The organism is Pseudoalteromonas piratica (genome assembly GCF_000788395.1).
In the GTDB taxonomy this organism is placed as follows: domain Bacteria; phylum Pseudomonadota; class Gammaproteobacteria; order Enterobacterales; family Alteromonadaceae; genus Pseudoalteromonas; species Pseudoalteromonas piratica.
Map to the genome: position 1 here is coordinate 3,150,526 of NZ_CP009888.1, position 22,187 is coordinate 3,172,712.

The following is a 22,187-nucleotide window of genomic DNA, read 5'->3' on the forward strand; positions in this document are numbered from 1 at the left end:
TTAAATTGCTGCTTCGTCTAGTTCGCCCGTACGAATACGAACAATTTGCTCTAGGTCGTAGACAAAAATTTTGCCATCACCAATCTTGCCGGTCTGTGCCACATTGCTAATCGCTTCAATTACCCGATCTACATTGTCACTTTGGGTTGCGATTTCTACTTTGATTTTTGGAATAAAATCAACTTGATATTCTGCACCGCGATATAGTTCAGTATGCCCTCGTTGACGGCCAAAACCTTTTACATCAACTACTGTCATGCCCTCAATGCCAAGATCTGACATTGCCTCTCTCACATCATCAAGCTTAAATGGCTTAATAATCGCACTGATCATTTTCATAAGGAGTACCTGTTGTCGTTTTTTTAATTTGTATCAAGTTAAATCCAACCTTTATGCCAATAATATTTTCTTATCTAATTCATAAGGTTAAGCAATTTACAATGTGTTACAAGAAAGTGAGTGCACCACAAGGGTGCGTAAATATTGGCTTTATGAACGTTTTGGTGCAAAAAATGAAATATTGAAACTTGCTTTAGTAACCGTTTTTGACACAGAATATGGACAACGGAGTTGGCACATAACCCAAAGCATAGCTAACTCGATGGAATAAATAACTATAACGAAAGGATATATAAGCATATGGCTTATTGGGTTATCCAAGCTATTATCGCAGTCATCATGCTCTTAGGTGGTTTATCTGACATTGACACCGATAGAGAAATGCATGGCCTAGCAAATACATTCGCCTATGCTGGTACCCGCGTAGCGCTCGTATTTCTGATCACCCACTTTTTAATTCGTGCTCCTATTAATTTCTTACGCAACAAAGAATCTGGCTTTTTTAAAATTTGTCTGTTTGGCATCATATTTGTAGTTATTGGCGCTTACCTTGGTGCTAGCCTTCGTGAATTAGGACGGGACGTATTTAAACCAATAGATAAAGAGATTGCTTACTACCAAGCTAACCCAGACAAAGATCCACTTAACCAACCGGTAGAATCAGCTGAAGAAAAAGTTAAAAACCAAGACAGCGAACAGGTAAATACCGAACATTCGGTCCCATCTGAATTTAAAAAAGGCTTTAAAGAGGGATACAGTCAAGCCCACCTTAACGCTCGAAAAGAACTCGAAAAAATGCACCAAGGTGATCAAGAGGCCATAGACCGTGCTAATTCAAAACGATTTAGATCTGAGCTTGGCTTTTTTGCTTTATGGCTACTGGCTTACTTACCTTTATCAGCATTAAATCGCCGCTTTCAAGTTAAAAACCAACTAAAGCAAAGCCAAATTGCCTTACTAATGAGCCAACTCAATCCGCATTTTTTGTTTAACTCATTGAACAGTATTCGCGGCATGATATTTGAGGATAAACAGCTAGCAAAAGAGCTGATTGACAAGTTAAATGAGCTATTCCGCTATAACTTAACAGCAAATAAACATCCTACCGTAAAGTTAAAAGAAGAGTTGCGCATTTGTGAATTTTATCTTGATATAGAACATATTCGCCTTGAAGAGCGCTTGCTAATCGAGATGCACGTTGATGAAACGTGTTTGAACATTAAAGTGCCTACCATGGGTATTCTCACCTTGATTGAAAATTCAATTAAACATGGCATTGCGCCAAGACAAGAACAAAGTCTTTTAGTTGTTGATATTGCAAAGGACAAAAATCAATTGGTGGTTACTGTAAGCAACCCAATCTATAGCGGAACATACAAAGTAGAGAGCACAGGCACTGGTCAAGAAAACCTGATAAAACGTTTACAGCTAATGTATAACGAAAACGCTTCACTGAATGCTGCGTTAGAAGACGATAAATACGTCGCATGCTTAACGCTACCAATTTAATATAAGGTCCAAATACGGTTATGAATTTCAGTTACATTCGAAATACCAGCCCTAATTATTGGCGATACCAAGGGCCTATATTAGTTATTTCTTTTTTATTCAGTTATTTGGGTGTTTGGGGTGTTTTTAACGAACCTGATGCCGAGGCTATGCCTATTATCCAACTAGGTTGGTACGGTGCTTTTGCACTAACCACATATCAACTAATCATGATTTTTGCCGTGTTTCATATCGGCCTGCGCGGTATTTATAAACACTACAAAGCCTATGCAAAAACCAAGTGGAAACTATTCTTACTGCTACTTGCCGCTTCAACAGTAACGGCTCTGGCAATAATAATTTTAGATTTCTTGCCAGTATTACTTTCAATCACCCCTTACTCACTAGAGGAATATCTAAATAGCATTATGCATTTGGATAGCCTAGGACAGTCACTCGTTGCCTATGTTGTTTATAACATCATCTTTATGTTGGTCTGGGCATATTTCTATGTGCTTGCGGCGAGCATTTCAAATTACAAGCAACTTGCTCTGTTATTAAAGAAACAAAAGCTACAAATCCTGACTAACCGAGTAAACCCAGAGTTTCTTTTCGATACAATGGAAGCCATTAAGCAACAAATTGATATTGATGAAGAAAAAGCGGCAGAGCTAGTTACGAAAGCGTCTGATTTATTCCGTTACAATCTTATGTCAAGTAAAGCGGCGGATGCAAAACTCACTGATGAAGTTACCAGCTTAACAAATTATCTTGAACTGCTGGAAGAGCAAAACCGTGCACCCAAAAAGCATACAATAAAACTTCATGATGATGCTCTAGGTCCTAATATTCCTAGCATGACACTCATTTTCATCTGTTCATTTTTACTTAACTCGTCGCGTCAACGTACGGGTGAGTTGAGCCTAGTAGGATTTATAAAACACAACACGTATCGAATAGAAATTTCGCATCATAGCCATGGCAAATTCTTTTTAGATACAGAGCATTACGATAATGTAAAAAGCCGACTAGAGCATATGTATGCAACTTCAGCGAGCATGGTTTTAGTAAAAAAAGGCAAACAAAGAAAAGTTATTATTGAACTGCCAATCGACTGGCAACAACAGCTCGATAAAACAGCGTAACCACTCATCTTAGTTTTTTGCCGTTTATCATTTTAATTGGCGCGATAATTATAAAATCGATAGACTCAAAATAGTCTGTCAAAAAAGAGACTTTCTTTTTATATGTTTGAAAAAAATGCGGAAGCACCACTAAATCCTCACTTCTTGTTTAATAGCATGAACGCTATCCGCTATATGATTTTCGAAAATCAAGATTTAGCGAGCGACTTACTAGGCAAATTAGCTGAGCTTATTCGTTATCAATTAAACGACGGTGTAACGAATACAAGTTTTAGCGATGATTTAACACAACTCGAGCACTTACTTGATTTAGAAGCATTGCGCTTAGAAGAGCGATTTACCCTAACTAAGAATTTAAGCAAACTGGTAAGCCCTCACCCATTACCTTGCTCAGTGCTCTTACCATTAGTTGAATACGTGTTTATAAAAAAAGACATCTACAGCGTAAGCCACAACAACCTTGTTATAAGTACAAAAGAAGCTGGCAGTGCACTTGTTTTTACACTTAACTTAACACAGTCACCTAAAATTAAATCGGGCGACTTACCGCTAGATAACCTAATTGAGCAATTAGGCATGGGCAATATTTGCAGTGCAACACAAACATGTGATGCAAACACTTACACGATGGAGTTAACTTTTAACAATGAGTATTAGAATAATAATTGTTGATGACGAACGTCTTGCACGCAGTGAACTAAAGCGCCTGCTGTCAAAGCATAGCCAAATTGAAATTGTTGATGAAGCTAAAAACGCTGAAGAGGCCAGTGAAAAAATTGCAGAGCATAAACCTGACGCCATCTTTCTAGATATTCATATGCCTGGCGCAACTGGCTTAGAATTAGCTGAATCACTGGGTGACGATGTAAACATCATCTTTTGTACTGCTTACGACCAATTTGCTGTCGAAGCATTTTCGTTAAACGCTATGGATTACTTAGTAAAACCTGTAAACCCTGCCCGTTTAGCTGAGAGCATTGAAAAATTAGAAAAACGCATCGAACAAAGCGCATCAAATACAGGCTTACCAGACGACCATAAATTAATGGTGAAATACGGCGAAACCATGCGCATTATTGAACTTCGTGAAATTATTCGATTTGAGTCAATTGGTAACCATGCCGCTATTTATACACCTCATGGTAAAGCATACCTTCACAGTTCATTAAACAAAATTGAAGCTAAATTAGATGAAAGACATTATTTCAGAGCAAGCCGTTCTGACATTATTCGTCTCGATGCAATTGAAAGTATGGAACAAGCAATTAGTTACGGTTTAACAGCGACATTGAGCAATGGTCAAACCGTCGAAATTTCCCGTAGACAGGCAACTAAATTACGCCAACTTCTTGAATTTACTCAGTTGTAAAACGACATAATAAAAAGAGGCTAAACGCCTCTTTTTTCATTCTAGTGCAGTATCTCTTACTGGTGGATAACCACCTGATTTCGCCCCCCACCTTTAGCATCATATAATGCAACATCGGCGCGATTAATTAAGTCAGTTAATTCTTCATCCTGCTGCAATTGCGCAACGCCCGCACTTATAGAGAAGCTGATAAATTGTCCAGCTGCTTCAACTTGTATATTTGATAGTGAAAAGCGAAGCTCATCTAATTTTTCAAATGCGGCATCCTGATCTTCATCGCTGAACAAGATAGCAAATTCCTCACCACCCAGGCGTGCCATTAAGGCATCGTCAAATTGCGATGCCATTTTGTTGGATAAGAAGCTCAACACTTCGTCTCCTGCTTGATGGCCATAAGTATCATTAATCTGTTTAAAGTGATCAATATCTATAACCGCAAGGCTTAACACCGATTGCTGAGCTACTTTTTGTTCTGCAGCTTGATAGAAGTAACGGCGATTATACAGGCCCGTTAAATAATCTTTATTTGCAGAATCTTTGATTGTTTCAATGAGGTTTAATTGTTCCATCGTCATCATTACACGACAATGAAACTCTTCTGGCGCAAAAGGTTTAGTTAAGAAATCATTTGCACCATGCTTTATAAATTTTGCTGATAGGCTTTGACTGCCAGAGCCCGAAATACCAATAATACCTAAACTATCGCGACCGCGTTTTGAACGAATACTTTTTACAAGTTCGAAACCATCTTTCTTCGGCATAGCATAATCAGTGAGCAGCAGTTTAATACTCTCATCAGCTAATAACTTTTCATATGCTTGCTCACCATCTTCCGCCTCTTCCACATCGTAAAGTAAGCGTTCAAGATTTTGTCGCATCATGGTACGACTAGTTTGAGAATCATCAGCAACTAACACTTTAGTCCCCTGATTCCCCAATAATTGAGCAAGTTGTTTAACAGCGTAAGTATAAGAATCGCGGTTTTCCTTAAGTACATAATCCACCACACCCATTTCAAGCATTTGCTGTCGCTTAAATTCGTCGATGCTACCTGTCAGTACCAATGTTGGAATACCACAACGCAAGGTCAAAGTAGCCACTTCGCCATTACTCGCATCTGGTAGGTTTAAATCAACCAACGCCAAAGTATATTTATTATTTTTAATGAGCCCCGCAGACTCACGTAGCGATGCGGCAAAATCTACCGGCACAGATAGGTACTGCGATACCAAGTGACGCAACACTTGTTGCACCATTTTGCTATCTTCAACGATTAAAATACGTTGCATAGTTACACTCCAACTAAGCTAAACGCCTTTAACAGGCTTATTATTGTGACACACTTATACCACAGAACCATTAAAAAAAGGGCAACATGCGTTACCCTTTTTTATAATTATTTACATTACTCGTAACCACGAGGTCCTTTATGTTTAATAATGGCAATATAGCCGTGCCAACTGGCGTAACTTAGCAGTGGCATTATGACAATAAATCCTGTTGCACCAGTAACAAAACCAAGTGCTACCAAAGCAACAATACAGAACGCCCACACTATCATTGCGCCGACATTTTCTTTAACAGCATTGATTGAAGACACAACAGCAGTCATTAAATCGACCCTACGTTCCATCATAATTTGCGGGGTAAATGCCGAAATTGCAAACACACTGCCAAGCATAATGGCACCAATAAATGACCCTAAAGTAAGAAATGCAGATAGCTCCTCTAATGTCGGGTTGACACTATTTGGATAAAGCGCATGTACTAATGCGGCTAAACGCATCCAAATAATCATTACCACCATTAATAAGATAGCAAACCCCCACTCGCCTACCGGATTACGAAACATTGATTTTAAACTGTGACTCAATGTGGGCTTATGTTGTTTTTCGAGCTCCCAGGCTATGTCGTATAAGCCAACAGCAAACACAGGGCCAATTAACGCAAACGCCACTGTGGCTGGCAATATTACTAAGTGGGTACCTGATTGATATACGAAATACAAAATCGCAACCGGGATCAGGCTAAACACAACGCCATAAAAAAGGCTTAATAGAGGCGCACTTGCCATATCTTTAAAGCCTAGAGCAAGCCAATGCAGTGGGGCAAAAAGTCCAACTTTATTACATTCTAAACATCTGGCAAAAGTCGTATGCTTTTCTGCTACTGGAGTTTGAGGCATAACTTTCTCCTTATTTGAATCAGTTAGCTGAAACAGAACTTATCGTTTTAATATACGTAACAAGCTGCCTTTTAGGTTTAGCTTTATTTTTAATCAGTGCTAAACCTAAAAAACAATCTAAAACAGCATTAAACACAACTGAATCATTCACTAATAATTCATTTGTATTTTTTATGCGCCATTAATCAGTATAGGGTAGATTTTGTAATTCAACGAAAAAATGCCTGTATTAGTCTCACTCTCTTTGACCAAATAAGTTTAAATTAAGTAATCTGTTTATCGACCAGACAAAATAACTTAAAGGCAATGGCATCATGAAAAAACTTCTCCAGTTATTTGTTTTTTCTGCACTTGTAATCGTAAGCCCAATACAAGCAACAGAAAGAAAAATACCTATAGATGAAAAGCAAACCTCTCATCATCAAGCAAAAATCCTCGGTAAAAAAATTAAATACAGTGCAACAATTGGCACTCAACCTGTCTGGGATGATGCAGGAAATCCTATTGCTAGCTTACACTTCACTTACTACCAAAAATCAGGGGTAAAAGATTACGGTAAGCGTCCATTGCTTATTTCTTTTAATGGTGGACCGGGCTCCGCCTCAGTATGGATGCACTTAGCCTACACTGGCCCAAAAATTCTCAATATTGATGACGAAGGTTATCCAGTTCAACCTTACGGGGTTAAAAATAACCCATATTCAGTGCTGGATGTTGCCGATATTGTTTACGTCAACCCAGTTAATACTGGCTACTCACGTATTCTTGAAAATGACAAAGGCGAGTTACCAAGCAAAGACAAACAAAAAGCGTTATTTTTTGGTGTAAATGCAGATATTAAATACCTTGCTGAATGGATTAATACCTTCGTCACTCGCAACAATCGCTGGTTATCGCCTAAATTTTTAATTGGTGAAAGCTACGGTACCACACGCGTTTCTGGGCTTGCTCTTGAGTTACAAAACCGTCAATGGATGTATCTGAATGGTGTAATCTTGGTATCACCAACCGAAATTGGCATCAAACGCGAAGGCCCTGTTGAAGCTGCAAATCGTATTCCTTATTTTGCAGCAACTGCTTGGTACCACAACAAACTGGATGAGAAATACCAATCAATGCCGTTGACTGCTTTCTTGGCAGAAGTTGAAAACTTTACTATCAATAAAGTTATCCCAGCTATCAGTAAAGGCGGCTTTATCGAGGCAAGCGAAAAGCAACAAATAGCCGCAACGATTGCAAACTACACCGCTTTAAGTGAAACCTTTGTATTACGTAACAATTTGGATATTCCAAATGATGCGTTTTGGAAAGAGCTACTTCGTGAAGACGGTTTTACAGTGGGGCGTTTAGATTCGCGTTATAAAGGTATTGATAAGCGTGATGCTGGCAGCCGCCCTGATTACTGGGCTGAATTAACCTCATGGCTGCACTCATTCACACCAGCAATCAATTACTATTTGCAGCAAGAGCTAGGTTACAAAACCGACCTTAAATACAATATGTTTGGTTCTGTTCACCCATGGGATCGCTCAAACAATAAAACAGGTGAAAACTTGCGTTTGGCAATGGCACAAAACCCATATTTAAAAGTAATGGTACAGTCAGGCTATTTTGATGGTGCCACTAATTATTTCGATGCCAAATACACCATGTGGCAACTTGATCCGAGTGGCAAGATGCGCGAGCGTCTAAGTTTTAAAGGTTATGAAAGTGGTCACATGATGTACCTTCGTCGCGCTGACTTAGAAACCTCAAACCAAGATGTGCGTGAGTTTATTTTAAACGCACTGCCAACTGGCTCTGCAAAATACTAATTATACTCTCAACTCAACCACCCAAGCGGCATTTTATGCCGCTTTTTAACTTTGCAAAAAAGCTTTTAACAACTATATACTTAGCAAAACAATAAAATTTGCCTTGTATATGAGCTACCGCATCCAATTCGCACAGTTAAATAACGGTGTTACCGCTGAGCAAGCGAAATCTATTTTGACCACAAAGCTTAAGTTATCTGATACTAAAGCAAATCAATTTCTTGCGGGCAAGCAAATTTTTAGCCCTATTCCTGAACAAAAAGCCCTTAAACAACAAAAGACTTTCGCAGCATTGGGCATTCAAGTAAAGCTCATTAGCACTGAAAAAGAGATACAAACAGAGCGCAGCAGCGATGTCGATGAACGAATATTAGCCGCCCTTGATTACATCACCACATCAATAATTCGCCTTGAAGAAAAAGTCGATGATTTAGCGCGCTTACAGCAAGTCCAAAGTGGCGAAGCTGACTTAGAACTAGATGTTGAAAATAAAAACAGCTGGGGGGATGACTTAGAGTTCGAAGAAGAACTTGAAGCTACCAGTAAACCCAAAAATATAAATTGGTTATTCATTACCTTAATTGTAATTCTGCTATCACTGTTAGGTGTAGTCGTCGCATTTCCAAATTTACTGCCATTTTAAATACTAATAAATCACCATGGAACGTCAAAATATTCGCAAGTTGATGCGTTCACGTCGAAATGAGCTTTCAGAAAACGAACAACTGGAAGCCGCGAAAAAAATTAAAGTGAACATTTTTCAACACTTAAAAAACGCTGATATACGCCGTCTTGGCATTTACTTATCAAATGACAGCGAAATCGATACCTCATTGATAATTGAGGAATTATGGCATCACAACATCGCTGTTTATTTGCCCATACTACACCCGTTTTGTAGCGGTTACTTACTCTTCCAAAGATATGAGAAAAATTCACCCATGACGATAAATCGCTATGGTATCTTGGAACCCAAGTTAAATTGTAGTCAGGTTTGCCCAGTGGAGGACTTAGATGTGCTTTGTACACCACTTGTTGCATTCGACTTACAAGGTAATCGCCTAGGAATGGGTGGTGGCTTTTATGATCGTACACTTGCTAAATATTATCGCGAGAAACGAAGCAAGCCTGAAATTATTGGTCTTGCCCATAATTGCCAACAAGTTGATCTATTACCAATTGAAAGTTGGGATGTACCTCTTAAAACCATCGTAACGCCAAAAAAGTGTTATTTATGGTAAGCATGTAACAGCCAACTAGGTATAATACAAAACTCTATTTCCGTTCAAAAATTAGGCCTTTACCTATGACTCAAGATGAAATGAAAAAAGCAGCTGCATGGGCTGCACTCGAATACGTTGAAAAAGACAGCATTGTTGGTGTTGGAACAGGTTCAACGGTAAACCATTTTATTGATGCACTTGCGACGATGAAAGATGACATCCGCGGTGCCGTTTCGAGTTCTGAAGCCTCAACAGAAAAGCTAAAAGCGCTTGGTATTGAGATTTTCGAACTCAACAACGTTGATAGCTTAAGTGTGTATGTTGATGGCGCAGATGAAATCAACAAGCTTAATGAAATGATCAAAGGTGGTGGTGCAGCGCTGACTCGTGAAAAAATCGTGGCAGCAGTCGCTAAACAATTTGTTTGTATTGTTGATGAGACAAAGCTTGTCGATGTTCTTGGCAACTTCCCATTACCAGTTGAAGTGATTCCAATGGCGCGCAGTTATGTGGCTCGCGAATTAGTAGAACTTGGTGGTGACCCAGTTTACCGTGAGGGAGTTGTAACGGATAACGGCAACGTCATTTTAGATGTGCACAATATGCATATCGACAATGCAAAACAGCTTGAAGAAAAAATAAATCAAATTGTTGGTGTAGTAACCAACGGTTTATTTGCCCATCGCGGCGCAAACACAGTGATTGTAGGCACTCCACAAGGTCCTAAAACACTGAAGTAAATTTAGGAAAGGTTATGAGCAAGGTATCGTTAGCAAAAGACAAAATTAAAATTTTACTGCTTGAAGGCGTGCATCAAAGTGCCGTTGAAACACTTAAGCGTAATGGTTACACCAACATTGATTATGTTAAAACGTCCTTGCCTGAACCAGAACTCATTGAGCGTTTGCGCGATGCCCACTTTGTTGGCATTCGCTCTCGCACACACCTTACAGAAGCCGTACTTGAACAAGCGGATAAGCTTGTAGCCATCGGCTGCTTTTGTATTGGTACAAACCAGGTTTCACTTGATGCGGCACAAAAATTTGGTATTCCAGTATTTAACGCACCATTTTCAAACACACGTTCAGTAGCAGAGCTAGTACTAGGTGAAATCCTATTGCTATTACGCGGTATTCCTGAGAAGAACGCCAAAGCGCACCGTGGTGAGTGGCAAAAATCAGCAGCGGGCTCATTTGAAGCGCGTGGTAAAACACTTGGTATCATCGGTTATGGCCATATAGGTACGCAGCTGAGCATTATGGCCGAAAATATCGGTATGAAAGTCCAGTTCTTTGATATTGAAGATAAACTTGTACTTGGTAATGCAACACAAGTTGCCAACCTAACCCAGCTATTACAAACCTCTGATGTAATCAGTCTGCATGTGCCTGAAACGGCACAAACCAAAAATCTAATTGGCGCAGCCGAATTAGAAATCATGAAACAAGGTGCCATTTTAATCAATGCATCGCGCGGTACAGTTGTGGATATCGACGCGCTAGCAAGTAGCTTACAAGAAAAGAAAATTTCAGGTGCTGCTATTGATGTTTTCCCTGTTGAACCAAAAGGCAATAACGAAGAATTTGTATCGCCACTGCGTGAATTCGATAATGTAATTTTAACGCCTCACATTGGTGGCTCAACTCAAGAAGCACAAGAAAATATTGGGGTAGAAGTTGCCGGAAAACTCGCTAAATATTCAGATAACGGTTCGACTGTTTCTGCAGTCAACTTCCCAGAAGTATCGCTACCTGAACTAGCTAAACGCAGCCGCTTATTGCACATTCACCACAACCGTCCGGGTGTGCTTACGCAAATTAACCAAGCATTTACTCAGCATGGTATTAATATCGCGGCGCAATACTTACAAACCAATGAAAATATCGGTTATGTAGTAATCGACGTAGAAACAGATCATTCTGAAGTGGCACTAAAAGAATTACGCGCAATTGATGGCACTATTCGCGCCCGTATTCTTCACTAATTTCACGTAAACACAGCAAAAAAGCAGCTAAGAGCTGCTTTTTTTGTGCCTATTTAGTATCAATGAATGAATTTAAAACAGCGCTTCCAGTGCTTGTGACAATGAACTGACACCAATCACTTCCATGCCTTCAATGTCCTCTTTTGGTTTATTGGCAATCGGCACAATCGCGCGTTTAAAGCCATGTTTGGCCGCTTCTTTTAAACGTTCTACACCACTTGGTACAGGGCGAATTTCACCACCTAACCCCACTTCACCGAAAACTACAAGTTCTCGCGCCAATGACGCATTTTTAAAACTTGATACAAGTGCCGTGATCAAAGCTAAATCTGCGCTCGTCTCCGTTACTTTTACCCCACCAACCACATTAACAAACACATCCTGATCAGATACTTGTAGGCCACCATGTCGGTGCAACACTGCCAATAGCATAGCAAGGCGATTTTGCTCTAAGCCAACAGTCACCCGTCTTGGATTACCAAGCTGGGAATAGTCCACCAGCGCTTGCACTTCAACAAGCAGTGGCCGCGTTCCCTCCCAAATAACCATCACAAGCGAGCCCGGCGTTTGTTCATCTGAACGGTTTAAGAAAATGGCCGATGGGTTACTGACTTCTTTTAAGCCCTGACCTGTCATTGCAAATACGCCCAATTCATTCACTGCACCAAAGCGGTTTTTGTTACCGCGCAGTGTTCTAAAGCGACTATCACTACTGCCTTCTAGTAAAATAGAACAGTCAATGCAGTGCTCTAACACTTTTGGACCTGCCAAAGTGCCATCTTTAGTTACATGACCAACCATGATAATAGCTACTTGGTTTTGTTTAGCAAAACGAGTTAAGTAAGCCGCACCTTCTCGCACCTGCGATACACTGCCCGGCGCCGATTGAATATCAGCCATGTGCATTACTTGAATTGAATCAATAACCATAATCTGAGGTTTTTCACGCAAAGCTAACTGGCAAATCGTTTCTACATTGGTTTCTGCAAGTGTTTTTAGCTTATCCGTTGGTAGGCCTAAACGCTTTGCCCGCATTGCAACCTGCTGTAACGATTCTTCACCAGTAACATAAAGGGTATTCATGGTCTGTGCGAGTAAACACATCGTTTGCAATAATAAAGTACTTTTACCCGCCCCTGGTGAACCACCAATTAAGATTGCACTGCCTGGCACCACTCCACCACCCAGTACGCGATCAAATTCAGCAAAACCAGTGGTAAAACGCGGTAGCTGCTCTAAATTAACTTCATCAAGGGTTTGAACCTTTGCTTCAATAGCGCCAGCATAACCAGAAGTTGCAGCAACTCTAGGTGCTTGCTTAATTGAAGGCACGCGAAACTCAGTGACAGTATTCCATGCTTTACACTCGCCACATTGACCTTGCCATCGCGCGAATTCTGCGCCACACTCACTGCACACAAATGCTGTTTTATTTTTACCCATAAAAACCGACTCTTATAAGTTTGAACGCAATTATCTCTTAGCTCGTACTGAATTAAATAAATTGCTAAGATACTGGTACACTAATTGCTTTACTTATTTAATAGCGCTCAACCGCAAAAATGCGGCAAGCTAAAACAAAAATTGCCTGTTATCTTAACCTATTCACACAGGTAGAATAATAAAAAAATAAGGAACGCTTCTTTTTTATGGCTGAAGATGTATTGATAAAGTATCAATCGCTTATTGAAGAACTTAAGCGCGACTTAGGCCGTCCAAATTTTGATGCGATTTTTGCCAAGAAGACCAAGACATTAAGCAGCTCAGACCGATTTCTTGTAAAAATGGAGATGAATCGACTACTTCAGCCGATCAACCGTTTTATTGATTTACGCGGTCAAGTTACTGGCGAAGTACGTGCTTATACTTATAACGGCAAACAACACTTTATGGATGAAACGGCAATCAATGTATTTGAAGCAGGGATCCGTCGCTATAAGCGTTACACCCTCGCCGTTTACGAAGCGGTAATGAATACCGAAAACAACCATAAAGTGATGCAACGAAAAGCACAGGAACGTGGCGAGCTCGCCCCACAACCTGTCGCAACCAAGTCACAAGAAGAAAAGCCCACTATCAATTGGGTATCGTTCGCTTCCTACGAATCGCGTTCAGAAGAACGCATGAATTACTCTATTAAAGTTAAGCTGTTTTTAAACTCTGGCAGTGAAGTGGAAGCTTCAACCTCAGATATTTCTGTTAGTGGCTGTAAAGTAAAGTTATATTCTCGCTACCAACTCGCCAAAGGCGAAAGCCTAAGGATGCGCCTAGTCGGGTTAGAACAAGACTTTGAAATGGGCATTAAAAACGGGCTTGAGTACGAAGTCGTTGCCGTTGAGAAAATCAATGCAGAACACAACTATGTGCGTATGAAACGCACTTTTAATGACGAAAATAAAACCATTGATGAGTTTTTAAAAAGCTTTATTCATGGCAATAAACGTCGTTACAAAGTGAATTTAGATAACACGCTCGATGCAGTAATTGTTAAAGGATATGAGCAGTATTACTTACCTCGCGTGTCATCACTTTTTATCTTCTTAAGTGCAAAAGATGCGCGTATTTCACCGTCTTTGGTACTAACCAATGAAAACAACCTGAATGTGGCACGTTATTTTAATGATGAAAACCGCAACTCAGTGCTACCTCAAATATTGAATCCATCGCGAGTTAACCAGCTTCAACAATCACCTGGCGATGTAAAGCAGCTAAACCTCTTTTGTTTTACGCATAGTAACAACGGTAAGTTATTCTTTTATTCTGCCAGTGAGTTAGAACTCAACAACACGCCTAATTTACGAAATTTGTACTGGGGTTTTGCTAGCCAAAAGCCAAGCTTCCGTATTTTTAATGTCCAGCTAATGCCCTGTTCAAGCGAAGATAGTTTTATACCTTTATCACTTCCTGATAGTGCAAGTAGTGAAGTAGCAAAACTTAATAAGCCTCCCTCACCGCGTGTTCAAGGCATTGTAAAAGACGCTAAATATTTATTACTTATTACAGATATAACAAGTATATCTTCGACAGAACAGTTTAAGAAAATTAGCTTTGATAAAAGCCATGTTAATCACTTAAAACAATATGGCCATCAGAAACTTCGCAGTTATCCGAGCCTTGAATTTGTCGCTCTCGATTATATTAATTTGCGCAATGAAACACGCTATTTGTATAAAACACCAATTCAGTTAGAGCAAGAAGAAAAAGGCGAAATAATCGGTCATACATTGGATTTTTCAGTCAATGGGTTACAAATTGAATTAGCATCTCCGACTGACTATGAAAAAGGCGACCTATTGCTTGTCGCATTTCCTGAGCTACAAAAACTGTCAAAGAAATATCAGCTAAACAAACTTCCTTACGAAGTAATGGCTGTTAGTAAAACAAAAACAATTGTTAATTTGCGCAGTTACAAACCGACAGCGGATACTGATCATCAAGGTACTCGCTTTTTTAATCAGTTAATTGCTAATAACAAATCAAAATTAGTTGCATCAGAAGAATCACCAAAAACCCCAGGGCTTTCTACTGCCCTGCGTAATATGGTGACCAAAAATGTCTGCCAATTCCCATTTTATTTGCACAAACGCGGGGCGCATATAAAAGTAGGTGCAATTGCTAAAGGAGTGTATCCAAATACCTTCCATTTACTATTGAGTCATATCGCAGGTTTGGTTAATCAATTTGATTTTAAACAGCTCATTAAACACGATGCTTTTGAAAGCATGATCGCAATGCCGCTCAAAGAGATGGCGCGCCATGATGCACCATTACAGTTCGATTTATATATACGACTGCAACCTAAAGAGCGCAATATGGAAAACGCGTTTATAAGTGAACTGCTCAATAGTAAAGAAGTAAGTGACCGTAGTAACTTTGTCAAAGCAAGCGTTGCTGAAGACTTATTTTTTGCTTTTAGATTATATATTTCAAGAACAGGTCGTCCAGATACAGACTACATATCTAAAGAATTAAGCTACATCAGCCAATATGCACAGCATAAAGCAAAAGATTTAGAAGAAGAGTTGTGGTCGGTTATTGGCGTTGGCGATGCGGTAGACATCACCCAAGAGGTGTTAACGCGCTACGCCATAGCGCCAGAAGTTCAGACAAACCTAACTAAACGCAAAGCACTTTGGTCTAAAACAGCGCAGTATCAATTAAGTAACTTATTTGAGTAACGTTTGACCTGCCACGTGTAAAACTCAGCCTGAATAAATGTTACTCATTCAGGCTGTATTCCATTTAACTACTCAGGCAAACTAATAAAATAAAGTACCTGTAAAAGGCTGCCAAAATTAATCGCCACATCAGCACTTTGAGCCACAAGTGGCTTACCATGAACTGCTACACCAAGACCGCTGGCTGCCATCATCACTAAATCGTTAGCGCCATCACCCATTGCCATCGTTTGTGACTTATCAATATTAAGTTGTTCAGCATACTGAGTTAAAAAACGTGCTTTCTCATCAGCATCAACTATGGTTCCAAGTACCTTTCCAGTCAGCTCAACACCATTGTCTTCTAGGGTATTTGCGTGAATCGCATCAAGTTCAAGCAAGGTTTGTACTCGCTGCGCAAAAGGCACAAAACCTCCCGATGCAATCGCCAACGTCCAGCCTTTTGCTTTTAGGTGCTGGCATAGCGCCTTGACACCAGGCATTAAAGGCAGATTATCTTTAAGCTGCGCCATTAGCTCAAGCGACACACCTTCTAGCTTGGCAACACGCTTTCGCAGACTTTCAGAAAAAGGCAACGCTCCTTGCATTGCTTGGCGCGTTACACTCGCAACTTCTTCATAGACATTGGCTAATCGAGCAATTTCATCAATACACTCAATTTGTATGGCTGTTGAATCCATATCCATTACAAGTAAGCCAGGTTGGTTTATGTTTGGCGCTTTAGCAAAAACATTAACTTCCAGTGCTTCATTTGGAGACAAATACTCTTGAAGCACTTGTTTGGTTTTATCTAGCTCTTCACTGACCTGCAGAACCAGCGCACTTGGTAATTCTGGGTGCACAGATAACTTAGCCGCCTTCGATACTGGTAAGCTTTTTAATAGCGCTAACAACCCCTCATTCAGTGCAAGTTCTGAGTGAGTGGTTGACAGTAACACATAACAACTCGCGTTATTTTGATTATTAATTTCAGCAACTTCGTGCCATTTATTGGTGTGAATATTCGAGAAAAATTGCTCAAACTGCGCCATACTTTCAAACATCAGCGACTCTCTTACAGCTAGACTTTTGTGTTGTTGCAATTTAACCAAGAAAACAGCACACTGTCCAAAAGGCATTGAGCAATATGAAAAAAAACCAAGACCGTAACCCGGCTTTCGCCTCCACATATCAACGCATATCGCGCTTAATGATTGCTGCGATATGCCTCGTTGCGCTTACTCATATTGGTTTTAATACTAGCTTTAAAGGCCATCAGATACTTGAACAGCAAAGCAAAACAACGGCTCAAGGTCTCGCTAAACAACTTGCACTCGGTGCCCGAACTGCCATCAAAGAGCAAGATAAAAAATCACTTTCACAACTGGTCAATAATTTTGCCCAAGATGAATTTATTCAAACTGCAGCTATATTCGATAAGTACGGCAATTTGCTGGTACAAAGTAATTTTGCAGCGTCATACCAAGATTTATTAAAGACACCCAGTGCTTTACCTGGGCTTTCTAAGCTTGCCACACCAGTTATAAGTGATGTGTTTGTTCAAGGTAAACGGGTGGGTTTTGTCAGGCTAACCTATACCTTTCCAGCGGCTATCCGCGAAGCTCACGATTACCTTCACGAAGTCAGTAAACAAATCGCCCTTATGTTGATCTTAAGTGTAATACTTACCTGGGTCTTAGCACGCAAGATCAAGCGTTGGCAGGTTAAACGCTATATCCGTAACGCCGAGCAAGAAGAGGCATAAAGCTGTTCGGCAAGAAGCTGTCGCGCACTTTGCGTTTCAACACCTTTCAATTCACACAGAGCATCAAACACTCGAATAATTTGCGCAGGCACATTGCGTTCCCCCTGATAACCAGAAAGCGGCATTGATGGTGCATCGGTTTCAAGCACTAGGTGTTCAGCCGGTAAGTTGGCTATCACATTGCGCGTTTTCTCGGCACGCGAGTAAGTAATTGTACCGCCTACCCCCAATTTAAAGCCCTGCTCAATGTAGTAATTAGCCACCTGCGCAGAACCACTGAAAGCATGAATAATGCCGCCACATTTTGGTTTGAGTGTTTTAAATGATTCGGCTATTAAATCATGACTTTTTCGGTGATGCACCACCAGCGGCAGTGACAACTGATTCGCAAGCTCAATATGCTGTATAAAAAGTTGCTGTTGGTAATCGAGCTTTTCGATACTGCGGTCGATACCGCACTCACCGATTGCCACCAAGAATTCGCGATGAGTATTTGCAAGTGTGGCAAGGCGTTCAAAGTCACCCTGTTGATGCTCATTAAAAAAATAAGGGTGTAATCCAAGAGCTTTGTAAAACGTAATGCCTTGGGTATTTTCAAAGGAAAGTAGCTTGGCGCTTTGTGCAAGTGTTACGCCCGGTACCAGTATATGCGACACATTGAAGTGCGCCGCATCTGCTAACACCTTGTCACGGTCATTTTCAAACTCATCAAAGTCGATATGACAGTGCGTATCAAAAAACGTCATACTATGGATTTAAGCGCTGCTTAGTCCACACGCCATCTTCAAGTTTATACATAAAGCGGTCGTGTAATCGGTTTGCACCACCTTGCCAAAACTCAATTTGATGCGGTTCAATGCAGTAACCACCCCAAAACGACGGCAATGGCACTTCACCTTCACTAAACTTATTTTTAATTTGCTGGAATTTTTCCATCAGCACTTTACGTGATGATACCGGGCGACTTTGCGCCGATGCCCACGCTGCAAGTTGGCTCTCTTTAGGACGCGATAAAAAGTACTTAGTCACCGCCAAATTTGATAATGGCTTCGCCGTGCCATAAACAATCACCTGACGCTCCAAGCTGTGCCATGGAAAATGTAAGCTCACTTTATTATTACCCGCAATTTCCTGAGCCTTGCGTGACTCTGTATTAGTAAAAAAGACAAACCCATTTGGATTTACATCCTTTAATAACACAATGCGCTGTGACGGCTGCCCATTGCCATCTACTGTTGCCACAACCATGGCTGTTGGGTCATCCAGTTTAGCGTCTACCGCTAATTGCAACCAAGACTCAAACTGCTCAATTGGGTTGTCTAATAGCTTCTCTTCAGACAAACCATCCTTTAAATACTCACGGCGAATATCATCAATTTTCATCATCTTTTCCAAAAGATATTGTATAAGCTTATGGTAAACAGATACGTGTGAAATACCAATAAAGATTGGTTATATAGTTGATTTAAAATAAAGGGTTGGGGGTTAGATTTTAGTTTTGAATATTTGAATCAATCTTAGCAGCGGGTGAGTCTTACAGCTCGACTACCGCAGTCTCTAACGACGCCCAAAAGTAAATTCAAAACTGAAGCTGCTTCTTGGCAAAATACAATAATCAAAAACCAATGTTTTTGCTGACATTGGTTTAATTTATTACATCAAAATTCTTAGACACTGCATCGATATTGTGACTGTTTAAGGCAAATTGCTTCAGCCTCTTCAACTGAGTTACCACCTAAGCAAAAGTCGAGGCGAATTAATTTCTCTTCAGCGACAGGGTTACCATTTTTAGCTTGCACCCAATTCCACTTTCTAATAATTTTCTTACTTGGTCTGTAAATCACTTTTTCGGGAACGCTTTGGATAAGTTCAACAGAGTCTGTTTTGCCTTCGTCATTTACAACCACCTTAAAAATCCCACAACCCGCGATGCCTTTTTTCGCTAATGATATTGGGTATTTTGGTGTTACTTGTTTTTTCCTAACCCAGTTAGCTTTTTCTTCAGTCGGTTGTAAATGTGTCAACTTCACGTCGCCAAAGAGTGATTGAGCACTAACAGTAAAACATTGCAAAGACAATACGATTAATAAAACCACTTTTCTCATAATTCTTTCCTTAGTTATTTATCTTCCTTGTGAATCAGTTTTTAAGTTATCTGCTTTTATCAGCTTTTTCAATAGATTAAGTGATACTTGTTATTAAATTGAAAGTCTGAAGTTGAATTAATGAGATATAAGAAGCAACTCCCTAAAAATAAGCGAAAGATTGAAACAGAAATTATGCTTTTTAGCCGCTGAGCAAAATTTAGTATGTGACTGGAAAATTATTGAAGAAGAAAATTGATACTATTTGCAAACTAATATGCATTTGGACAAGAAAGCATCTTGTAAATAAGAGCTAATTTAGCCTCATGAACATAGCCTGCTATGTGATTGGGGTAAATTAAAACTCTAACGAAGGATCAATGTAAATAGGAAGCAACGTTCTACAAATAGGCGAGAAATTGACAAGGCTTTCCTTCCAAACAAAGAGTAAGCTTTTTAGCCGCTGAGCATACTTTAGTATGTGATTGGAGATTTATTGAAGAAAAAAATTGATACTATTTGCAAACTAGTTTGCATTTAGACAAGAAAGCATCTTGTAAATAAGAGCTAATCTAGCCCCATGAGCATAGTGCGCTATGTGATTGGGGTAGATTAAAAACCTGACGCAGGAAGCAAACCCCTACAAATAGGCGAGAAATTGGCAAGGCCTTACTTCCAAACAAAGAGTAAGCTTTTTAGCCGCTGAGCATACTTTAGTATGTGATTCGGTAAAAAGCTTTATGTAACGCTGTCAAAGCGAAGCATATGCAGTAGGTTACATTTGCTCCATTACTTCGATACCTAGTAGATCTAGACCCTTCGCTAGCGTCTTCGCCACTAAATTACACAGCATTAAGCGGCTTTCTTTGGTAGCTGGCTCTACACCCTCTTTTAGTACCGGACATGCTTCGTAGAAGCTCATATATAGGCTCGCAAGCTCATATAAGTAACTACATAAAACGTGCGGCGTCGCCTCAGCAATCATTTGATCTAGCACTTCTTCAAACTGGATTAGTTTGATTGCTAACGCCTTTTCTTGCGCTTCAACAATTGAGATTGGTGCATTTAAGCTTGCAGCGTCAATACCTGCTTTACGGAAGATACTGCGTACACGCGTGTAGGCATACTGTAAGTAAGGCGCTGTTGCACCTTCAAAGCTCAACATGGTATCCCAGTTGAAGATATAATCGCTGGTACGGTTCTTAGAAAGATCCGCGTATTTCACAGCCCCAATACCCACTTTACGAGCGATTTCGGCGCGTTCTTCAACGCTTAGGTCTGACTCGCGCTCTGCTAGCTTGTCAGTTGCGCGGCTTACTGCTTCTTCTAATAGTTCAGCTAGTTTAACTATGCCACCAGTACGGGTTTTAAATGGTTTACCATCTTCACCCATCATGGTGCCGAATGGGCAGAACTCATACGTTGTTTCGTCACGTAACAGGCCAGCTTTACGTGCTGTTAACTCAACTTGGCTGAAGTGAAGGCTTTGACGCGCATCTACAAAGATTAAAATACGGTCTGCGCCTAGTTTGTTAGAACGGTAATCACACGCTGCTAAGTCGGTAGTTGCATATAAGAAGCCACCACCTGATTTTTGCACGATAAATACAGATGGTTCACCATCTTTATTGGCCAATTCATCAAGGAATACAACTTGTGCACCTTGGTCTTCAACAGCAATGCCTTTCTCTTTAAGTAGTGTAATAACACCTTGTAGCGCATCGTTATAAGCACTTTCAGCCTTAATATCTTCAGGCTTAAGGGTAACGTTTAGCTTTGCGTACACTTCTTCAGAGTGTTTTACTGAGGTATCAATAAACAGTTTCCACAGCTTTTCACAGTGTGCATCGCCGCCTTGCAGCTTAACTACGTAGTCACGTGCTTTATCAGCAAAACCGTCTTCATCGTCAAAACGTTTTTTCGCATCGCGGTAGAAGGTTTCTAAATCAGCTAAGGCAACTGATTCAAGATCCACACCTTGGTTTAGTAAATCCTCTAAGTGCGCAATCAACATACCAAATTGCGTACCCCAGTCACCTACATGGTTTTGACGTGTAACGGAGTCGCCACGGAACTCAAGTGCACGTACAACTGCATCACCAATAATGGTTGAGCGTAAATGACCAACGTGCATTTCTTTTGCAAGGTTTGGTGATGAGTAATCTACTACCACATTTTGTGCGCTAGCATGCTCAGCTACACCCAGTTTTTCATCTTGGTTTGCAGACGAAAGTGTGTCAGCTAAAAATTCCGGCTTTAAGTGAATATTAATAAACCCTGGGCCAGCAATTTCAGTTTGCGAGGCAATGTCGCTTACATCTAAATTGTCGATAATTTTTTGTGCCAGTTCACGCGGATTCGTTTTTAACTTTTTTGCAGCGCCCATTGCACCATTAATTTGGTAATCACCAAACTGCGGGCGGGTACTTTGTGTTACCGCTGGGTTGGTATCTTCTGGTAAGCCTGCTGCAACCATGGCTGCTATGGCTTTTTCTACTAATATCTGACGAATATTCATTCTCTATTTCCTGTTACACACCGCTTGGGAGTAATCTCAACCAAGCCATGTCATTTTTATTCGTTTTAAAACTGATAACGACATAACACGTTATCAATGTAACTTAACTTTTTTAC

20 protein-coding genes are annotated in these 22,187 nt (G+C 40.3%); 11 read left to right on the plus strand and 9 right to left on the minus strand.

The window, feature by feature from the left end; all coding sequences use genetic code 11:
* Window positions 1-339, minus strand: coding sequence for a P-II family nitrogen regulator (locus tag OM33_RS14550; RefSeq protein WP_038642771.1), 339 nt, complete (start codon window positions 337-339; stop codon window positions 1-3).
* Window positions 340-639: 300 nt separating this feature from the next.
* Between OM33_RS14550 and OM33_RS14555 the strand changes: the two genes are divergently transcribed.
* The 4 genes from OM33_RS14555 to OM33_RS14570 all read left to right on the plus strand — a co-directional run bounded on the left by OM33_RS14555 (window position 640) and on the right by OM33_RS14570 (window position 4,341).
* On the plus strand, window positions 640-1,848 hold the full coding sequence (locus tag OM33_RS14555; RefSeq protein ID WP_038642773.1) for a sensor histidine kinase: 1,209 nt from the start codon (window positions 640-642) through the stop codon (window positions 1,846-1,848).
* A gap of 20 nt (window positions 1,849-1,868) precedes the next feature.
* Window positions 1,869-2,972, plus strand: a complete 1,104-nt coding sequence (locus tag OM33_RS14560; RefSeq protein WP_038642775.1) for a histidine kinase — start codon at window positions 1,869-1,871, stop codon at window positions 2,970-2,972.
* Window positions 2,973-3,074: 102 nt separating this feature from the next.
* Complete coding sequence (locus tag OM33_RS14565; protein WP_038642777.1) at window positions 3,075-3,629, plus strand: histidine kinase; 555 nt, start codon at window positions 3,075-3,077, stop codon at window positions 3,627-3,629.
* Window positions 3,619-4,341: a LytR/AlgR family response regulator transcription factor gene (locus OM33_RS14570; RefSeq protein WP_038642779.1), complete on the plus strand. Its 723-nt coding sequence runs from the start codon at window positions 3,619-3,621 to the stop codon at window positions 4,339-4,341. The genes OM33_RS14565 and OM33_RS14570 overlap by 11 nt, the downstream gene beginning before the upstream one ends.
* 56 nt (window positions 4,342-4,397) lie before the next feature.
* On the opposite strand, the gene OM33_RS14575 is transcribed toward OM33_RS14570, so the two are convergent.
* Together OM33_RS14575 and OM33_RS14580 are read right to left on the minus strand one after the other, a co-directional pair.
* Complete coding sequence (locus OM33_RS14575; RefSeq protein WP_038642780.1) at window positions 4,398-5,630, minus strand: GGDEF domain-containing response regulator; 1,233 nt, start codon at window positions 5,628-5,630, stop codon at window positions 4,398-4,400.
* Between the two features lie 116 nt (window positions 5,631-5,746).
* Window positions 5,747-6,526, minus strand: a complete 780-nt coding sequence (locus OM33_RS14580; RefSeq protein WP_038642781.1) for a DUF2189 domain-containing protein — start codon at window positions 6,524-6,526, stop codon at window positions 5,747-5,749.
* Window positions 6,527-6,840: 314 nt separating this feature from the next.
* Between OM33_RS14580 and OM33_RS14585 the strand changes: the two genes are divergently transcribed.
* The 5 genes from OM33_RS14585 to serA all read left to right on the plus strand — a co-directional run bounded on the left by OM33_RS14585 (window position 6,841) and on the right by serA (window position 11,547).
* On the plus strand, window positions 6,841-8,340 hold the full coding sequence (locus OM33_RS14585; protein WP_038642782.1) for a S10 family peptidase: 1,500 nt from the start codon (window positions 6,841-6,843) through the stop codon (window positions 8,338-8,340).
* Between the two features lie 109 nt (window positions 8,341-8,449).
* Entirely contained in the window at window positions 8,450-8,983 is a 534-nt protein-coding gene (locus tag OM33_RS14590) for a hypothetical protein (protein ID WP_038642783.1), read from the plus strand.
* A 10-nt stretch (window positions 8,984-8,993) separates the two neighbouring features.
* Window positions 8,994-9,581, plus strand: a complete 588-nt coding sequence (locus OM33_RS14595; protein WP_407681051.1) for a 5-formyltetrahydrofolate cyclo-ligase — start codon at window positions 8,994-8,996, stop codon at window positions 9,579-9,581.
* Window positions 9,582-9,646: 65 nt separating this feature from the next.
* Window positions 9,647-10,303, plus strand: coding sequence for a ribose-5-phosphate isomerase RpiA (gene rpiA, locus OM33_RS14600; RefSeq protein ID WP_038642786.1), 657 nt, complete (start codon window positions 9,647-9,649; stop codon window positions 10,301-10,303).
* 14 nt (window positions 10,304-10,317) lie between these two features.
* The gene (gene serA / locus OM33_RS14605) at window positions 10,318-11,547 is read left to right on the plus strand and encodes a phosphoglycerate dehydrogenase (protein WP_038642787.1); all 1,230 of its coding nucleotides are present in this window, start codon (window positions 10,318-10,320) and stop codon (window positions 11,545-11,547) included.
* A gap of 72 nt (window positions 11,548-11,619) precedes the next feature.
* Here the strand turns inward: serA and radA are convergent, their stop codons facing one another.
* Window positions 11,620-12,990 (minus strand): DNA repair protein RadA, encoded by a 1,371-nt coding sequence (gene radA, locus OM33_RS14610; RefSeq protein ID WP_038642788.1) that lies wholly within the window; start codon window positions 12,988-12,990, stop codon window positions 11,620-11,622.
* Window positions 12,991-13,196: 206 nt separating this feature from the next.
* Here radA and OM33_RS14615 point away from each other — a divergent pair, with 206 nt between their 5' ends.
* Entirely contained in the window at window positions 13,197-15,725 is a 2,529-nt protein-coding gene (locus OM33_RS14615) for a PilZ domain-containing protein (protein ID WP_038642789.1), read from the plus strand.
* Window positions 15,726-15,793: 68 nt separating this feature from the next.
* Here OM33_RS14615 and serB read toward each other — a convergent pair whose 3' ends face one another.
* A complete protein-coding gene (gene serB, locus OM33_RS14620) occupies window positions 15,794-16,768 on the minus strand; it encodes a phosphoserine phosphatase SerB (RefSeq protein ID WP_038642790.1) in 975 nt (324 codons plus the stop codon).
* A gap of 83 nt (window positions 16,769-16,851) precedes the next feature.
* Here serB and OM33_RS14625 point away from each other — a divergent pair, with 83 nt between their 5' ends.
* The gene (locus OM33_RS14625; protein WP_038642792.1) at window positions 16,852-17,469 is read left to right on the plus strand and encodes an AhpA/YtjB family protein; all 618 of its coding nucleotides are present in this window, start codon (window positions 16,852-16,854) and stop codon (window positions 17,467-17,469) included.
* On the opposite strand, the gene OM33_RS14630 is transcribed toward OM33_RS14625, so the two are convergent.
* The 4 genes from OM33_RS14630 to argS form a co-directional block, all read right to left on the minus strand.
* On the minus strand, window positions 17,436-18,215 hold the full coding sequence (locus tag OM33_RS14630) for a TatD family hydrolase (RefSeq protein ID WP_038642793.1): 780 nt from the start codon (window positions 18,213-18,215) through the stop codon (window positions 17,436-17,438). The genes OM33_RS14625 and OM33_RS14630 overlap by 34 nt on opposite strands.
* Before the next feature lies 1 nt (window position 18,216).
* On the minus strand, window positions 18,217-18,852 hold the full coding sequence (gene pdxH, locus OM33_RS14635; protein WP_038642794.1) for a pyridoxamine 5'-phosphate oxidase: 636 nt from the start codon (window positions 18,850-18,852) through the stop codon (window positions 18,217-18,219).
* Window positions 18,853-19,136: 284 nt separating this feature from the next.
* Complete coding sequence (locus tag OM33_RS14640; protein WP_038642795.1) at window positions 19,137-19,574, minus strand: energy transducer TonB; 438 nt, start codon at window positions 19,572-19,574, stop codon at window positions 19,137-19,139.
* A 754-nt stretch (window positions 19,575-20,328) separates the two neighbouring features.
* Window positions 20,329-22,071, minus strand: a complete 1,743-nt coding sequence (argS, locus tag OM33_RS14645; protein ID WP_038642796.1) for an arginine--tRNA ligase — start codon at window positions 22,069-22,071, stop codon at window positions 20,329-20,331.
* Between the last annotated feature and the right edge of the window lie 116 nt (window positions 22,072-22,187).

Excerpts from the sequence above, each read along its gene's own strand:
- OM33_RS14615 (WP_038642789.1), top strand. The coding sequence starts at position 13,197 with ATGGCTGAAGATGTATTGATAAAGTATCAATCGCTTATTGAAGAACTT.
- OM33_RS14550 (WP_038642771.1), bottom strand. The coding sequence starts at position 339 with ATGAAAATGATCAGTGCGATTATTAAGCCATTTAAGCTTGATGATGTG.
- radA (WP_038642788.1), bottom strand. The coding sequence starts at position 12,990 with ATGGGTAAAAATAAAACAGCATTTGTGTGCAGTGAGTGTGGCGCAGAA.
- OM33_RS14555 (WP_038642773.1), top strand. The coding sequence starts at position 640 with ATGGCTTATTGGGTTATCCAAGCTATTATCGCAGTCATCATGCTCTTA.
- OM33_RS14560 (WP_038642775.1), top strand. The coding sequence starts at position 1,869 with ATGAATTTCAGTTACATTCGAAATACCAGCCCTAATTATTGGCGATAC.
- OM33_RS14565 (WP_038642777.1), top strand. The coding sequence starts at position 3,075 with ATGTTTGAAAAAAATGCGGAAGCACCACTAAATCCTCACTTCTTGTTT.
- serB (WP_038642790.1), bottom strand. The coding sequence starts at position 16,768 with ATGTTTGAAAGTATGGCGCAGTTTGAGCAATTTTTCTCGAATATTCAC.
- OM33_RS14625 (WP_038642792.1), top strand. The coding sequence starts at position 16,852 with ATGAAAAAAAACCAAGACCGTAACCCGGCTTTCGCCTCCACATATCAA.
- OM33_RS14575 (WP_038642780.1), bottom strand. The coding sequence starts at position 5,630 with ATGCAACGTATTTTAATCGTTGAAGATAGCAAAATGGTGCAACAAGTG.
- OM33_RS14590 (WP_038642783.1), top strand. The coding sequence starts at position 8,450 with ATGAGCTACCGCATCCAATTCGCACAGTTAAATAACGGTGTTACCGCT.
- OM33_RS14580 (WP_038642781.1), bottom strand. The coding sequence starts at position 6,526 with ATGCCTCAAACTCCAGTAGCAGAAAAGCATACGACTTTTGCCAGATGT.
- serA (WP_038642787.1), top strand. The coding sequence starts at position 10,318 with ATGAGCAAGGTATCGTTAGCAAAAGACAAAATTAAAATTTTACTGCTT.
- pdxH (WP_038642794.1), bottom strand. The coding sequence starts at position 18,852 with ATGAAAATTGATGATATTCGCCGTGAGTATTTAAAGGATGGTTTGTCT.
- OM33_RS14630 (WP_038642793.1), bottom strand. The coding sequence starts at position 18,215 with ATGACGTTTTTTGATACGCACTGTCATATCGACTTTGATGAGTTTGAA.
- OM33_RS14585 (WP_038642782.1), top strand. The coding sequence starts at position 6,841 with ATGAAAAAACTTCTCCAGTTATTTGTTTTTTCTGCACTTGTAATCGTA.
- OM33_RS14640 (WP_038642795.1), bottom strand. The coding sequence starts at position 19,574 with ATGAGAAAAGTGGTTTTATTAATCGTATTGTCTTTGCAATGTTTTACT.
- argS (WP_038642796.1), bottom strand. The coding sequence starts at position 22,071 with ATGAATATTCGTCAGATATTAGTAGAAAAAGCCATAGCAGCCATGGTT.
- rpiA (WP_038642786.1), top strand. The coding sequence starts at position 9,647 with ATGACTCAAGATGAAATGAAAAAAGCAGCTGCATGGGCTGCACTCGAA.
- OM33_RS14570 (WP_038642779.1), top strand. The coding sequence starts at position 3,619 with ATGAGTATTAGAATAATAATTGTTGATGACGAACGTCTTGCACGCAGT.